Below are 12,259 nucleotides of genomic sequence, written 5' to 3' on the forward strand. Positions count from 1 at the left end.
GCCGCCTCAGACGGGCGGGCTCGAGATGTGCGCCTGCATCGGCAGGAGGTTCTGCAGCGGCGCCATGTACCCCTGCGCGGGCATGTCGAACACCACGCCGGCGACGCCCTGCTGAGCGAACGCGGCGAGCCACTCGACCGCGCCGGGGAGGGGGACGCTCAGTACGCGCGAGGCGGCTTCTTCGTCGAGGCCGGTCGCGAGGGCGCCGTCGTGCGCGCGCTGACGGGTGGTGAAGGCGAAGACCATCGGCCCGTTCGCGAGCTGACCGATGAACGGCGACGGGGCGTCGTCGGGTCCGCGCGCGATGAACGACCAGTGCGGCAGCGCGTAGACGGCGCGCCACAGGGCGTCCATCGCCGCGAAGCTCTCGGGCTGTGAGCGCGCGGCGTCGGAGAGGGCGTCGAGCGTGGCGACGGTCTCGGGGGTCGGGTCGATGAGCGACATCGGCGTGCGCCTTTCGTCGTCAGCCGAGGATGAGCGAGATCACCGTGGCACCGCCGCCGGTGAGCACCAGGGCGCCGATCACGATCCACGCGGTGATCTTGACGCGCTTCTGCCGCTTGTCGCTGAACACGGTCATGTCGTCGTCGTCGGTCATCTCGCGTCTCCTCTCGGCTGTGCTGTGTTGTCGTTGTCGGTGTCGTTCCCGGAACGGTGCGGCGAGGACCGGGACCGGTCGTCGCGCGGACCGTTCAGCCCGCGCGACGATCGGATCAGGCCACCGGCTCCGAGACGGTGGGTCCGAAGACCGCGGGGAGCGTCTCGGTCGACAACCGGCGCAGCTCCGACACGGGCACGGTGAAGATGTCCTGGATCTCGAGCGTCGCCTCGGTGCCCGGCTCGACATCGGTCACGCCGATGCGCAGCACGGGGTAGCCGCGTCCGTCGCACAGGCCCCGGAACTTCACGTCCTCCTCGCGGGGGACGCTGACCAGCACGCGGCTGGTGGACTCGCTGAACAGGGCGGCGGTGGCATCCACCCCGTCGCGCTCCATGAGCTCGGTGAGCCAGACGCGCGCGCCGACGCCGAAGCGCAGCACGCCCTCGGCGAGGGCCTGCGCGAGACCGCCCGATGACAGATCGTGCGCGCTCGACACGAGCGACTGCGACCCCGCGGCCTGCAGCAGTTCGGCGAGCTTGCGCTCCTGCGCGAGGTCGACCTTCGGCGGGCGACCGCCGAGGTGGTCGTGGATGGTGCCCGCCCACTGCGAACCGTCGAGCTCGTCAGCGGTGACGCCCAGCAGGTAGAGGTTCTCGCCGGCATCCTGCCAACCGCTCGGGATGCGCGCGGCGACGTCGTCGATGATGCCCAGGACGCCCACGACGGGGGTCGGGTGGATCGGCTGGTCGCCGGTCTGGTTGTAGAACGACACGTTGCCGCCCGTGACCGGGATGCCGAGCTCGAGGCAGCCGTCGCTCAGACCCTCGACGGCCTGGCTGAACTGCCACATGACCTCCGGGTTCTCGGGGCTGCCGAAGTTCAGGCAGTCGGTGACGGCGGTGGGCACGGCACCGGTGACGGCCACGTTGCGGTACGCCTCGGCCAGAGCCAGCTTTGCGCCGTTGTAGGGGTCGAGCTGGTTGTAGCGGCCGTTGCAGTCGGTCGCGATCGCGAAGCCGAGGCCGGTCTCCTCGTCGACGCGGATCATTCCGGCGTCGTCGGGGAAGCTCAGCGCGGTGTTGCCGAGCACGTAGTAGTCGTACTGGTTCGTGATCCACGAGGTGTCGGCGAGGTTGGGGCTCGCGACGAGGGTCGTGAACTGCTCGCGGAGGGTGTCGGCATCCGTCGCCCTCTCGAGCTTCGCGGCGGAGTCGGCCTGCAGGGCGTCGATCCAGGTGGGGTGGGCGACGGGGCGCTCGTAGACGGGGCCGTCGACCGCGACGGTCGAGGGGTCGACGTCGACGATGCGCTCGCCGTACCAGTCGATGACGAGGCGGCCGTCGCCGGTGACCTCGCCGAGCACGCTCGTCTCGACGTCCCACTTGCCGACGACGGCGAGGAACGCGTCGAGCTTCTCGGGCGCGACGATCGCCATCATGCGCTCCTGAGACTCCGACATGAGGATCTCTTCGGGCGTCAGCGACGGGTCGCGCAGCAGCACCTTCGACAGTTCGACCTTCATGCCGCTGTCGCCGTTGGCGGCGAGCTCGCTCGTGGCACACGAGATGCCCGCGGCCCCGAGGTCCTGGATGGCCTCGACGAGGTCGTCCTTGTACAGCTCGAGGCAGCACTCGATGAGCACCTTCTCGGCGAACGGGTCGCCGACCTGCACCGCGGGACGCTTGGTGGGCCCGCCGTCGGCGAAGGTGTCGGATGCCAGGATGCTGGCGCCGCCGATGCCGTCGCCGCCCGTGCGGGCACCGAACAGCACGACCTTGTTGCCGACGCCCGTGGCGTTGGCGAGCTTGATGTTTTCGTGGCGCATGACGCCGACCGCGAGGGCGTTCACGAGCGGGTTGCCCTGGTACACCGCGTCGAAGACCGTCTCGCCGCCGATGTTGGGCAGGCCCAGGCAGTTGCCGTAGAAGGAGATGCCGCTGGTGACGCCGTGCACGACGCGGGGGGTGTCGGGGTGGTCGATCGCGCCGAAGCGCAGCTGGTCCATGACCGCGACCGGGCGCGCGCCCATCGAGATGATGTCGCGGACGATGCCGCCGACGCCGGTCGCGGCGCCCTGGAACGGCTCGATGTAGCTCGGGTGGTTGTGCGACTCGACCTTGAAGGTGACCGCCCAGCCCTCGCCCACGTCGACGACGCCGGCGTTCTGCCCCATGCCCACCATGAGGCGCGTCTTCATCTCGTCGCTGACCTTCTGGCCGAACTGGCGCAGGTAGATCTTGCTCGACTTGTAGGAGCAGTGCTCGCTCCACATGACCGAGTACATCGCCAGCTCGCCGCTGGTGGGGCGGCGGCCCAGGATCTCGCGGATCTTCGCGTATTCGTCGCTCTTGAGACCGAGCGCGCCGTACGGCTGCTCTTTCTCCGGCGTCGCGATGGCGTTCTCGACGGTGTCAGCAAGAGCTGTGCGGGCGGCGGGGTTCGGGGTGGTCACGCGGCTGAGCTCCAAGAATCGCAGGGGCCGGACGGGAGTCAGTCTAGTTGGGCGGGCCGACATGCCCGGGCGGCCTGTTCACGGGGGAGGTCGACTCCTGCGCCGAGCCCGCCGGTGGAGCTTGTGCAGCCGTCGCCGGACGCGCCAGGCTGGGCCGCACCGGAGCGAAAGGCGCACCCGCATGGCCATCCTGAACTTCCACCTCGTCGTCTCGGGCGACCTCGCCGCCGCCCAGCAGGCGGCACGCACCGCCCTCGAGGCCGCGGGATTCACCGTGACCGAGCAGGGCGACCACTGGAAGGCGACTCACGGCAGCATCGCCAAGACGATGTTCCTCGGGCTGCGGGCGCACGACGCCGACGTGCGCGAGGTGCTCGACGTGCGATTCGCCGATCTCGGCGGCACGGTGCGCGTCGATCTGCACCGCCCGATCTTCCAGCCCGGTGGCGGCAGCGACGACGGACTCGAGCAGGTGAAGCTGCACGACGCCTACCAGCGGGCCGTCGGCGAGGTGCAGGCCGACCTGCAGCGCCAGGGCGTGCTCGTCAGCGCCGACGTCTGACGCGACGCATGCGCGTGGTCATCGCCCCCGACAAGTTCAAGGGCACGCTGAGTGCGCGGGAGGCGGCGGATGCCATGGCGGCGGCCGTGCGCGCCGGGCGACCGGACGCGGAGGTGGTGGTCGTGCCCATCGCCGACGGCGGGGACGGCACGCTCGACGCCCTCGGCGGAGCGAACCGGGTCGACACCGTGACCGGACCGCTCGGTGAGCCCGTGCACGCCGCCTGGCGTCTCGAGGGCAATCTCGCCGTGATCGAGTCGGCCGCGGCATCCGGGCTCGTTCTGGCCGGGGGATCCGACCGCAACGACCCCTGGAGCGCCACGAGCCGGGGCGTCGGTGAACTCGTCGCGCGGGCGCTCGACGCGGGCGCGACGCGGGTCGTGGTGGGGATGGGCGGATCGGCGATGACGGACGGAGGCCGAGGGGCGATCGAGGCCCTCGGCGACCGCGTCCCCTTCGGCCCCGGCCGGGTCGTCGTGCTGACCGACACGACGACCGCGTTCGTCGACGCCGCGCGGGTCTTCGGTCCGCAGAAGGGCGCGGATGCCGCCCTGGTGGACCGACTGTCCGCTCGACTGTCGAGGGATGCCGAGGAGTGGGCCGCCCGGTTCGGCACCGACGTGCGGGGCATTTCGCGCACCGGCGCTGCGGGAGGACTGTCGGGTGCGCTCTTCGCCGCGGGCGCGGACCTGGTCGACGGCGCGGCCTTCATCGCCGACACTCTCGGGCTCGAGGCGGCGATCACCGGAGCCGACCTCGTGCTCACCGGCGAAGGCGCCTTCGACGAGACCTCGCTCGCGGGCAAAGGGCCCGGGCACGTGCTCGCGCTCGCCGCGGCGCGGGGGGTGCCGGCACTCGTCATCGCCGGGACGGCGGCGCCGTCAGCCGTCGGCGAGCGGGTGTTCACACTCGTCGGGACCGTGGGGGAGGAGAGGGCGCGGCGCGAGCCCGCGGCGGCCGTCGAGTCGACGGTCGCGCGCGCCCTCGCGCACGGGGCCTGAGGAAGCACCGCGTCTTGCCGAGCCGACGCGCGATCCTCCGACGCCGGCGTCGCGAGCGGGGGCGGTCAGCGGCGTACCCGGGTCGAGGGATCGCGCGGACCTCGCCGTTTCGGGATCCGACCCTGCGTCGAGGGGGTCCCGCGCGGGGCGAGCCGATCTCGCCCCCGCGCGTCAGGCCGTCTTCGCGATCCGCACCCGGATGTCCTTCATCAGCGGCTGATCGCTCTGGCGGCTGTAGTCGTCGGGGCCGAGCAGCACGTTCAGCTCGGGGAAGTAGCCCGCCGCGCTGCCGCGCGGAGTGTCGTACTCGAGGGCGCGGAATGCCGTGACACTGCGCACCGAACCGTCGCGCGAGGTTGCGACGATGTCGACGAGGTCGCCCTCGGCGATGCCGCGTTCCTTCATGTCGCGCCGGTTCATGAAGACCAGTTCGCGGATGTTGCGCACGCCCCGGTAGCGGTCGTCAGCCGAGTAGATCGTGGTGTTCCACTGGTCGTGCGAGCGCATGGTCTGCAGCACGAGCACGTCGGCTTCTGTGGGGATGACGTTCGGCAGTTCGGCGTGCGAGAACTCCGCCTTGCCCGAGGGCGTGCGGAAGTCGCGCTCGCGGGCGGGCTGGGGGATGCGGAAGCCGTACTGCTGACGCACGAGTTCGTTGAAGCCCTCGAAGCCCGGCAGCGCCTTGGCCATCGTGTCGCGGATGCGGTCGTAGTCGCCCACGTACCACTCCCACGGCGTGGCCGACTCGGGCATGGTCGCCCGCGCGATGCGCGCGATGATCTCGGGCTCGCTGAGCAGGTGCGGCGACGCCGGCTTGCGGGAGCCGAGCGAGAGCATGACCGAGCTCATGGCATCCTCCGTCGAGATCGACTGCGGGCCCGCCTCCTGCATGTCGCGCTCGGTGCGTCCGAGGCACGGCAGGATGAGCGCCTCTTTGCCGTGGGTCAGGTGGCTGCGGTTCAGCTTCGTGCTGACGTGCACGGTCAGCTCGCACCGGCCCATACCCTCGGCGGTGAGCTTCGTGTCAGGAGCGGCGCGCACGAAGTTGCCGCCCATGCCGAGGAACACCTTGAGGTCGCCGCGGTGCAGGGCCGCGACCGTGTGCACGGTGTCGAGACCCGGCTCGCGCGGCGAGGTGATGCCGCAGACCTCGTCGAGCTTCGCGAGCCATTCCTCCGTCGGCTTGTGGTTGATGCCGCACGTGCGGTTGCCCTGCACATTGCTGTGGCCGCGCACGGGGGAGGGGCCGGTGCCCTTGCGTCCCACGTTTCCGCGCAGCAGCAGCAGGTTGACGATCTCGCGCACCGTATCGACGCCGTGCTGGTGCTGGCTGACGCCGAGGCACCAGCTGATGACGCAGCGCTTCGACGCGAGGTAGACCGCGGCGGCGGCGCGGATCTCGGCCTCGGTCAGGCCGGCCTGTTCGACGAGCTCGCCCCACGAGGTCGCCTCGACCATCGCGCGGTACTCGTCGAGTCCGCTGGTGTACGCGTCGAGGAACGCCTGATCGAGGGCCGTGGGGTCGGTCGCCGAGGCCTCGAAGACGACCTTGGCCATGCCGCGCACGAGCGCCAGGTCGCCGCCGGGGCGCACCTGCAGGTTCATCGTGCTGGTCGGCGTGGAGTTGAACGTCGCCATGTCGACGATCTCGTGCGGCACGATCGTGCGGGTGCCTGCGACCTCGCGGAGCGGGTTGACGTGCACGACCTGCGCTCCGCGGTCGATGGCCTCGGCCAGGCTGGTGAGCATGCGCGGGGCGTTCGAGGCGGCGTTGACGCCGAGCACGAAGAGGGCGTCGCACGCCTCCCAGTCCTCGAGGTCGGCGGTGCCCTTGCCCGTGGCGAGGGATGCCGTGAGCCCGCGGCCCGAGCCCTCGTGGCACATGTTCGAGCAGTCGGGGAGGTTGTTCGTGCCGAGCTCGCGCGCGAACAGCTGGTACAGGAAGGACGCCTCGTTGCTGAGGCGGCCCGAGGTGTAGAACGCGGCCTCGTCGGGGGAGTCGAGCGCCGTGAGGTGGCGCGCGATCGTGCGGAACGCGTCGTTCCACGAGATGGGCACGTAGTGGTCGGTCGCGGCGTCGTACGCCATCGGCCCCACCAGGCGCCCGGCGTCCTCGAGCTCGAAGTCGCTCCACTGCGACAGCTCGCTCACGGAGTGCTCGGCGAAGAACTCCTTGCCGACGCGCTTGTGCGTCATCTCCCACGTGACGTGCTTGATGCCGTTCTCGCAGATGTCGAGGGTGACGCCCTTGTCGTCGGGCCACGCGCAACCCGGGCAGTCAAAACCGCTCTTCGGGTGATTCATCGTGAACATCGCCTTGGTCCCCGCGAGGGGCTGACGCTGCTCGTAGAGCACCTTGCCCACCGTGAGGGCGGCACCCCAGCCGGCGGCGGGGTGCTCGTAGGGGCCGGTGCTCGACCACTCGCCCTCGACCTGCGGGCCGAGGCCTCCCTGGCGCGGTTCCTCGGTCATCAGCCCGAACGACTCACCCATGCTCACCCTCCGTGGATTCCGGCGCCGAGTCGGTGGCATCCGCTCACCGCGCGCACGATCGTCAGCGTACGCCCGCGACGTCCTCGGTCACGGGGGTTGTGGATGCGACGACGATGCGATCCGCGCGGGTGTAGAGGTTCATGCTCGAGCCGCGGACGAACGCCGCGAGCGTGAGCCCGGCGCGCTCGGCCAGTTCGATCGCGAGGGACGAGGGCGCCGACACGGCGGAGAGCATCGGGATGCCGGCCATCACGGCCTTCTGCACGAGTTCGAAGCTCACCCGCCCCGACACCTGCAGCACCGTCCCGCGCAGGGGCAGACGATCGTTGAGCAGCGCCCAGCCGACGACCTTGTCGACGGCGTTGTGGCGACCGACGTCTTCGCGCGCGACGAGCAGCTCGCCGCTCGCGACGTCGAACAGTGCCGCGCCGTGCAGGCCGCCGGTCTTGTCGAACGTCTTCTGATGCTCGCGCAGGCGGTCGGGGAGGGCCGCGACGTCGTGAGCCGAGATCGAGAGGGGGTCGGTCGACACGTCGTAGGTCGAGACCTTCTCGACCGCGTCGATGGATGCCGTTCCGCACACCCCGCACGAACTCGTCGTGAAGAAGGAACGCGGGGTGGGGGGCGCGACCCCCGCGGCGAGGGTGAGATCGAGCACGTTGTAGGTGTTGCCGTCGGCGCCGCCCGTGCCGGGTCCTCCGCAGTGGATCGCGCGGGCGAACTGGTCGCCGCGGCTGATCACGCCCTCGGACACGAGGAAACCCGCGGCGAGCTCGACGTCGTGCCCGGGCGTCCGCATGGTCACCGACAGCGGCGAGCCCGCGACGCGGATCTCGAGCGGTTCCTCGACCGCGATGGCATCCGGTCGCTGACGGTTCGCGCCCTCGAGGGTGATGCGGGTCACCCGGCGGGAGGTGGTGAGGCGGCCCATCTCAGGACCGCTCCGACGAGAACAGGGGGGACATGGGTCGAGCGTACGCCCGGCATCCGACATGCGGTCGGGTGGGGTCCGGGCGACCCGGGGTCGGGTACGGACGCCAGTGACGCGCCATCTCGCCCCTCGCGGCCTCACCGAGGGAGCAGCGGCTGGGAGCGTGACCACACGCGCAATCGTGCGGGAATCAGCCATTCGCATGCGGCCGAATACAGATGCGGCGGGTTTTTTCAAGTCCGGCGTGACGATTCCTGCACCCGGTACGTCTTAGTCATGTAGGCCGAAGCGCCCACCCCGAACCATCGGGTCACGACATCGAAAGGCACGGACATGGCTGAGAACGCCCCCACCACCCCCGCTGCGCAGAACGTCCCCCAGGCGGCGTCGCGCGTGAACCGTCCCCTCGCCGCTCGCGGCCAGGAGACCCACACCGAGGGCAAGACCACGATCGCCGAAGGCGTCGTCGCCAAGGTCGCCGGCATCGCGGCCCGTGAGGTCACCGGCGTGTACGCGCTCGGCGGCGGCGGAGCCCGTGCGCTCGGCGCCATCCGTGACGCCATCAACGCGACCGACTTGACGCAGGGCGTCAAGGTCGAGGTCGGCGAGACGCAGGCCGCCGCCGACGTCACCATCGTCGTCGAGTACGGCGCCCCGATCCAGGAAGTCGCCGACCAGGTGCGCGGGCGCGTCGCCGGTGCGATCAGCCGTCTCGTCGGTCTCGAGGTCGTCGAGGTCAACGTCGATGTGAACGACGTCCACATCCCGGGCGACGACAACAACGACGCCGAGTCCGAGAAGCGCGTCCAGTGAGCGCCACGACGAAGGGCGCTCTCGCCGGTCTCGTGCTGGCCCTCAGCGCCCTGATCTTCGGCTTCTGGGGATTCATCCTCGTCGCCCTCTTCATGGCGATCGGTGTGGTCGTCGCCCGTATCACCGCGGGTGAGATCGACTTCCGCAACGTCGTCAACGCCTTCAAGGGTCGGAGCACATCGTGACCACCGTCACCGCTTCCCCCGGGGTCGGCAGCCGCAGCGCGGTTGCCGGCCCCGGCCTCCCCGCCGGCCGGGTGAACATCGCCGACCGCGTGCTGCAGAAGACGGCCGAGCGCGCCGCCGCCGACATCATCGGAGTGGATGCCAAGGGCGTCCACGTCGAGATCGTCGCGGCCCGCGACACCGCCGCCGTGCGCGTGACGTCGCCGTTTCCGGTGCCCCGCCTCGACGACACCGAGGCCGTGCGCGCCGCCACCCCCGTGCTCGAGGCGGCCGCCGCCGCCCAGAGCGAACTCCGTACGCGCCTCACGCGGCTGTTCGGCCGCGAGATCTCGCGCGTCGACCTGACCATCTCGGGCGCCACCGCCCCCCAGCGAAAGCGAGTGCTGTGATGACTGACACCGTGCTCCGCACCGTGGTGCGTCGCGAGACGCACTCCCCGCGCACCGTGGCCATGCTCGTCGTGGTCGTGCTGCTGCTCCTGGCCCTGGCCTACGCCGCGGTCGAGATCATCCTGAACCTCACCGGCGCCCAGCCGCTGCTGGTGTCGCCCGGCGAGGCCCTCAACGCCGTCGTCGCGGCCCCCACCGCGCTCATGCCCGTCGCCTTCATCATCGGCGGCGTCGTGCTCGCGATCCTCGGCCTCATCGTGCTCGTGCTCGCGCTCAAGCCCGGTCGGCTCTCCCGCCACGAGATGGAGTGGGGCGAGCGTGCCGTCGTCGTCGACAACGGCGTCGTGGCATCCGCTCTCGCCCAGCACCTCAGCAACGAGTCCGGCATCGCCCGTGACGACATCGTCGTGGGCGTGGCCCACCGCGCCGTCGACGTGACGGTGCGTCCCCCGGTCGGCATCCCGGTCGATGAGGCGCAGCTGCGCCGCATCGTCGACGAGGAGGTCGCCGCCTACAAGCTCACCCCCGCCGTGCGCACCCACCTGCGCGTCGAGCGTCCCGACACCAAGGAGTCCTGATGAACGCCACGCGTCGCGGTCTGAACCGCTTCATCCTCTTCCTGGTCGCCCTCGTGCTGCTGGGCCTGGGCGCTCTCGCCCTCGCCGTGGGACTCCTGCCCGGCGGAACCGATACCTGGACCACCGTCATGGGCGGCTTCCAGGGCTGGCTCGAGTCGCTCGGCCGCGACTCCGCCGGCTGGGGTGCCGTCGCAGCCTTCGTGGTGCTCGCGATCATCCTCATCGTCATCGCCTCGGCCGCCGTGCGCGGACGCCGCCAGGCGCCGCTGCAGTCGACGGGCAGCGCGAGCGACGCCGGTCGCATCACGGTCACCGACGGGTTCGCCTCGGAGGCCCTCAAGAACGCGCTCGCCGAGCGCGACGAGATCCTCTCCTCGCGCATCAGCGCCGGTGAGATCAAGAACGAGTCGGTGCTCCACGTCGCGGTCACCCCGCGCCAGAACACCTCCCCGCGTCAGGTGGCCGAGCACGTCGACACCCTGGTCACCAACCTCGCCGCCCTCACGGGCCAGAACCTGCGCGCGTACATCTCCATCCACTCGGGCCTGCGCGCGAAGCTCGCGCGCGACAACACCCGCGTGCACTGACACCCCACGAGGAGCCGTCATGACCACCATCGATGCCACCATCGACCCGCCCGACCTGGATGCCGCAGCGAGCCTGGCCGCCGCCGCGGCCGGCTCGGTGCCGGGCGTGCACGCCCTGGGCAGCCTGCTGGGTCGCGCGTCGGACGCCGTCCGCGAGCGCGTGGGCCTGGCCAGCACCGCCCCCGGCGTGAAGATCGACACCGACCGCGCCGAATCGGTCACGGCGACCATCTCGCTCGTGGTCGATTACCCGCACAAGCTCCACGAGGTCTCCGACGCCGTGCGCACGGCCGTCCGCACGGCTCTCGAGCCCCTCGGGCGCGGGCGCATCGATGTCGACGTGGTCGTGACCGGTGTCTTCGGCCCCTTCGACCGCGACGTCGTCGAGGAGGCGGAACAGAAGGCGGATGCCGCCGGCGACCGCGCTCGCGAGATCGCTGCGGACGTGAAGGACCGGGCGGATGCCGCGTCGACGGCGGTCCGCGAGAAGGCCGATGACGCCGCCGCCGTCGTGCGCGAGAAGGCAGAGGACGCCGCGAAGGCGCTCGGCGACGCGAAGGACGCCGCATCCGACCTGGCCGGTCGCGCCGCCGCGGCGGCCGGGGAGTTCGCCCGGCAGTCGTCGGAGGCCGATCGGCGCGAGGAGGCTGCGGCCGACGTCGCCGCCGCAGACATCGCCGCCGCCGACCGGGTGACGCACGATCTCGAGCCGGTCGACGAGGGGTCGGCCCTCGACGCCACCGCCGACGCCGCGACCGAGGGCGAGCGCGCCGATGTGCGCGACGTCGTCGCCGAGGCCCTCGAAGACGCCGCGGTCGACATCGCGATCGCCGCCGACGAGGTGCGCGGCGACGACGAGACGCCGGCCACCGACGAGGTGCAGTCGGTCGTGGAGGACGAGCGTCCGCACGCCTGACCCGGTCTGCATGAGCCACGGGCCCCGCTTCGGCGGGGCCTTCGGCGTTCCGGGGGAGCCTTCCGTATCGCTCCGTCGTCCGCTCCGCCCCCCGCGAGATCACACGATCGGCGCGAACCGACAGGCTATGTCGGCGGCGGAAGGGGTGACCTCGCGCCGATCGTGTGCTCTCGGGCCTCGTTACAGCGCGCGCAGATACCGCCGCGTCATCCACGCCTGCACGGCACGACCGAGCGGGGCACCCACCCGGGTGAACCAGCGGCCCGGCTTCGAGAACGCGGCGATGTCGAACACCACTTCGCCCGACGGTCGCAGCGTCAGCGTGAACCGCTCCTCACCGCGCTCGGGATGCCCCGGCAGCGTGCCGTAGGCGAACCCCGCCACGGCGTCGGTGCGCTGCGCCCAGACCACCAGGCACGGGATACGGAAGCTCAGGATGCCGATCCCCAGGCGCATCGTGACGCGGGTGCCCTCGCGCATCGGCGTCTCGCTCAGGTCGACCCGCGCTCCCGCGCGTCGCTGCGCCTCGCCCGCGAGCAGGGCGTCGGCGGCGCGCTCGAAGGCGTCGCGCCCGTGACCGATGATCCGTCGTGCGCGCACGTGGTGGTAACCGGCGGGCATCTCTCCCGCCGTCGCGCCGATCTCGGTATACGTCAGGCCGTCCATGCGGCCACGGTAGCCGGGCGGCGGCGCGAGACGGCGGGGTTGCCCCGGCCTACGCTGAGACCATGCCCCTCTTCCCCCGCGGATC

General features: G+C 71.3%; 14 protein-coding genes. 8 read left to right on the plus strand and 6 right to left on the minus strand.

Annotated features, from left to right (window positions below):
- Positions 1–6 precede the first annotated feature (6 nt).
- From AB1K56_RS13920 to purL, 3 genes are all read right to left on the minus strand, one after another.
- Positions 7–444 carry a hypothetical protein gene (locus tag AB1K56_RS13920; RefSeq protein WP_371206119.1) on the minus strand — a complete coding sequence of 146 codons (438 nt, stop codon included), beginning with the start codon at positions 442–444 and terminating at the stop codon, positions 7–9.
- 19 nt (positions 445–463) lie between these two features.
- The gene (locus tag AB1K56_RS13925) at positions 464–598 is read right to left on the minus strand and encodes a hypothetical protein (RefSeq protein ID WP_276606268.1); all 135 of its coding nucleotides are present in this window, start codon (positions 596–598) and stop codon (positions 464–466) included.
- Between the two features lie 115 nt (positions 599–713).
- Positions 714–3,116, minus strand: coding sequence for a phosphoribosylformylglycinamidine synthase subunit PurL (gene purL, locus AB1K56_RS13930; protein ID WP_371206120.1), 2,403 nt, complete (start codon positions 3,114–3,116; stop codon positions 714–716).
- Positions 3,117–3,234: 118 nt separating this feature from the next.
- On the opposite strand from purL, the gene AB1K56_RS13935 reads away from it, so the two are divergent.
- A complete protein-coding gene (locus AB1K56_RS13935; RefSeq protein WP_371206121.1) occupies positions 3,235–3,615 on the plus strand; it encodes a hypothetical protein in 381 nt (126 codons plus the stop codon).
- Between the two features lie 8 nt (positions 3,616–3,623).
- Complete coding sequence (locus AB1K56_RS13940; RefSeq protein WP_371206122.1) at positions 3,624–4,616, plus strand: glycerate kinase; 993 nt, start codon at positions 3,624–3,626, stop codon at positions 4,614–4,616.
- Between the two features lie 171 nt (positions 4,617–4,787).
- On the opposite strand, the gene AB1K56_RS13945 is transcribed toward AB1K56_RS13940, so the two are convergent.
- Positions 4,788–7,109 carry an FdhF/YdeP family oxidoreductase gene (locus AB1K56_RS13945; RefSeq protein ID WP_371206123.1) on the minus strand — a complete coding sequence of 774 codons (2,322 nt, stop codon included), beginning with the start codon at positions 7,107–7,109 and terminating at the stop codon, positions 4,788–4,790.
- 61 nt (positions 7,110–7,170) lie between these two features.
- Complete coding sequence (gene fdhD, locus AB1K56_RS13950) at positions 7,171–8,040, minus strand: formate dehydrogenase accessory sulfurtransferase FdhD (RefSeq protein ID WP_371206124.1); 870 nt, start codon at positions 8,038–8,040, stop codon at positions 7,171–7,173.
- A gap of 333 nt (positions 8,041–8,373) precedes the next feature.
- On the opposite strand from fdhD, the gene AB1K56_RS13955 reads away from it, so the two are divergent.
- From AB1K56_RS13955 to AB1K56_RS13980, 6 genes are read left to right on the plus strand one after another with little or no spacing between them, the layout of a single operon-like run.
- On the plus strand, positions 8,374–8,853 hold the full coding sequence (locus AB1K56_RS13955; RefSeq protein ID WP_264629631.1) for an Asp23/Gls24 family envelope stress response protein: 480 nt from the start codon (positions 8,374–8,376) through the stop codon (positions 8,851–8,853).
- Positions 8,850–9,038 carry a DUF2273 domain-containing protein gene (locus AB1K56_RS13960; RefSeq protein WP_076673182.1) on the plus strand — a complete coding sequence of 63 codons (189 nt, stop codon included), beginning with the start codon at positions 8,850–8,852 and terminating at the stop codon, positions 9,036–9,038. The genes AB1K56_RS13955 and AB1K56_RS13960 overlap by 4 nt, the downstream gene beginning before the upstream one ends.
- Entirely contained in the window at positions 9,035–9,427 is a 393-nt protein-coding gene (locus AB1K56_RS13965) for an alkaline shock response membrane anchor protein AmaP (protein WP_264629632.1), read from the plus strand. Before AB1K56_RS13960 ends, AB1K56_RS13965 begins: the two co-directional genes overlap by 4 nt.
- Positions 9,427–10,005, plus strand: coding sequence for a DNA/RNA endonuclease G (locus tag AB1K56_RS13970; RefSeq protein WP_371206125.1), 579 nt, complete (start codon positions 9,427–9,429; stop codon positions 10,003–10,005). Before AB1K56_RS13965 ends, AB1K56_RS13970 begins: the two co-directional genes overlap by 1 nt.
- The gene (locus AB1K56_RS13975) at positions 10,005–10,592 is read left to right on the plus strand and encodes a hypothetical protein (protein WP_136586296.1); all 588 of its coding nucleotides are present in this window, start codon (positions 10,005–10,007) and stop codon (positions 10,590–10,592) included. The genes AB1K56_RS13970 and AB1K56_RS13975 overlap by 1 nt, the downstream gene beginning before the upstream one ends.
- 19 nt (positions 10,593–10,611) lie before the next feature.
- Positions 10,612–11,508, plus strand: coding sequence for an Asp23/Gls24 family envelope stress response protein (locus tag AB1K56_RS13980; protein WP_371206126.1), 897 nt, complete (start codon positions 10,612–10,614; stop codon positions 11,506–11,508).
- A 180-nt stretch (positions 11,509–11,688) separates the two neighbouring features.
- Here the strand turns inward: AB1K56_RS13980 and AB1K56_RS13985 are convergent, their stop codons facing one another.
- Complete coding sequence (locus AB1K56_RS13985) at positions 11,689–12,174, minus strand: DUF1990 family protein (RefSeq protein ID WP_371206127.1); 486 nt, start codon at positions 12,172–12,174, stop codon at positions 11,689–11,691.
- Positions 12,175–12,259: the final 85 nt, after the last annotated feature.

It is taken from the genome of Microbacterium sp. BWR-S6Y, assembly GCF_041379845.1.
Classification (GTDB): Bacteria; Actinomycetota; Actinomycetes; order Actinomycetales; family Microbacteriaceae; genus Microbacterium; species Microbacterium hydrothermale.

What these genes read in the sequence shown, in the direction of transcription:
- AB1K56_RS13940 (WP_371206122.1), top strand. Translation starts at nt 3,624, where the DNA reads ATGCGCGTGGTCATCGCCCCCGACAAGTTCAAGGGCACGCTGAGTGCG.
- AB1K56_RS13920 (WP_371206119.1), bottom strand. Translation starts at nt 444, where the DNA reads ATGTCGCTCATCGACCCGACCCCCGAGACCGTCGCCACGCTCGACGCC.
- fdhD (WP_371206124.1), bottom strand. Translation starts at nt 8,040, where the DNA reads ATGGGCCGCCTCACCACCTCCCGCCGGGTGACCCGCATCACCCTCGAG.
- AB1K56_RS13975 (WP_136586296.1), top strand. Translation starts at nt 10,005, where the DNA reads ATGAACGCCACGCGTCGCGGTCTGAACCGCTTCATCCTCTTCCTGGTC.
- purL (WP_371206120.1), bottom strand. Translation starts at nt 3,116, where the DNA reads ATGTCGGCCCGCCCAACTAGACTGACTCCCGTCCGGCCCCTGCGATTC.
- AB1K56_RS13955 (WP_264629631.1), top strand. Translation starts at nt 8,374, where the DNA reads ATGGCTGAGAACGCCCCCACCACCCCCGCTGCGCAGAACGTCCCCCAG.
- AB1K56_RS13985 (WP_371206127.1), bottom strand. Translation starts at nt 12,174, where the DNA reads ATGGACGGCCTGACGTATACCGAGATCGGCGCGACGGCGGGAGAGATG.
- AB1K56_RS13935 (WP_371206121.1), top strand. Translation starts at nt 3,235, where the DNA reads ATGGCCATCCTGAACTTCCACCTCGTCGTCTCGGGCGACCTCGCCGCC.
- AB1K56_RS13970 (WP_371206125.1), top strand. Translation starts at nt 9,427, where the DNA reads ATGACTGACACCGTGCTCCGCACCGTGGTGCGTCGCGAGACGCACTCC.
- AB1K56_RS13980 (WP_371206126.1), top strand. Translation starts at nt 10,612, where the DNA reads ATGACCACCATCGATGCCACCATCGACCCGCCCGACCTGGATGCCGCA.
- AB1K56_RS13925 (WP_276606268.1), bottom strand. Translation starts at nt 598, where the DNA reads ATGACCGACGACGACGACATGACCGTGTTCAGCGACAAGCGGCAGAAG.
- AB1K56_RS13945 (WP_371206123.1), bottom strand. Translation starts at nt 7,109, where the DNA reads ATGGGTGAGTCGTTCGGGCTGATGACCGAGGAACCGCGCCAGGGAGGC.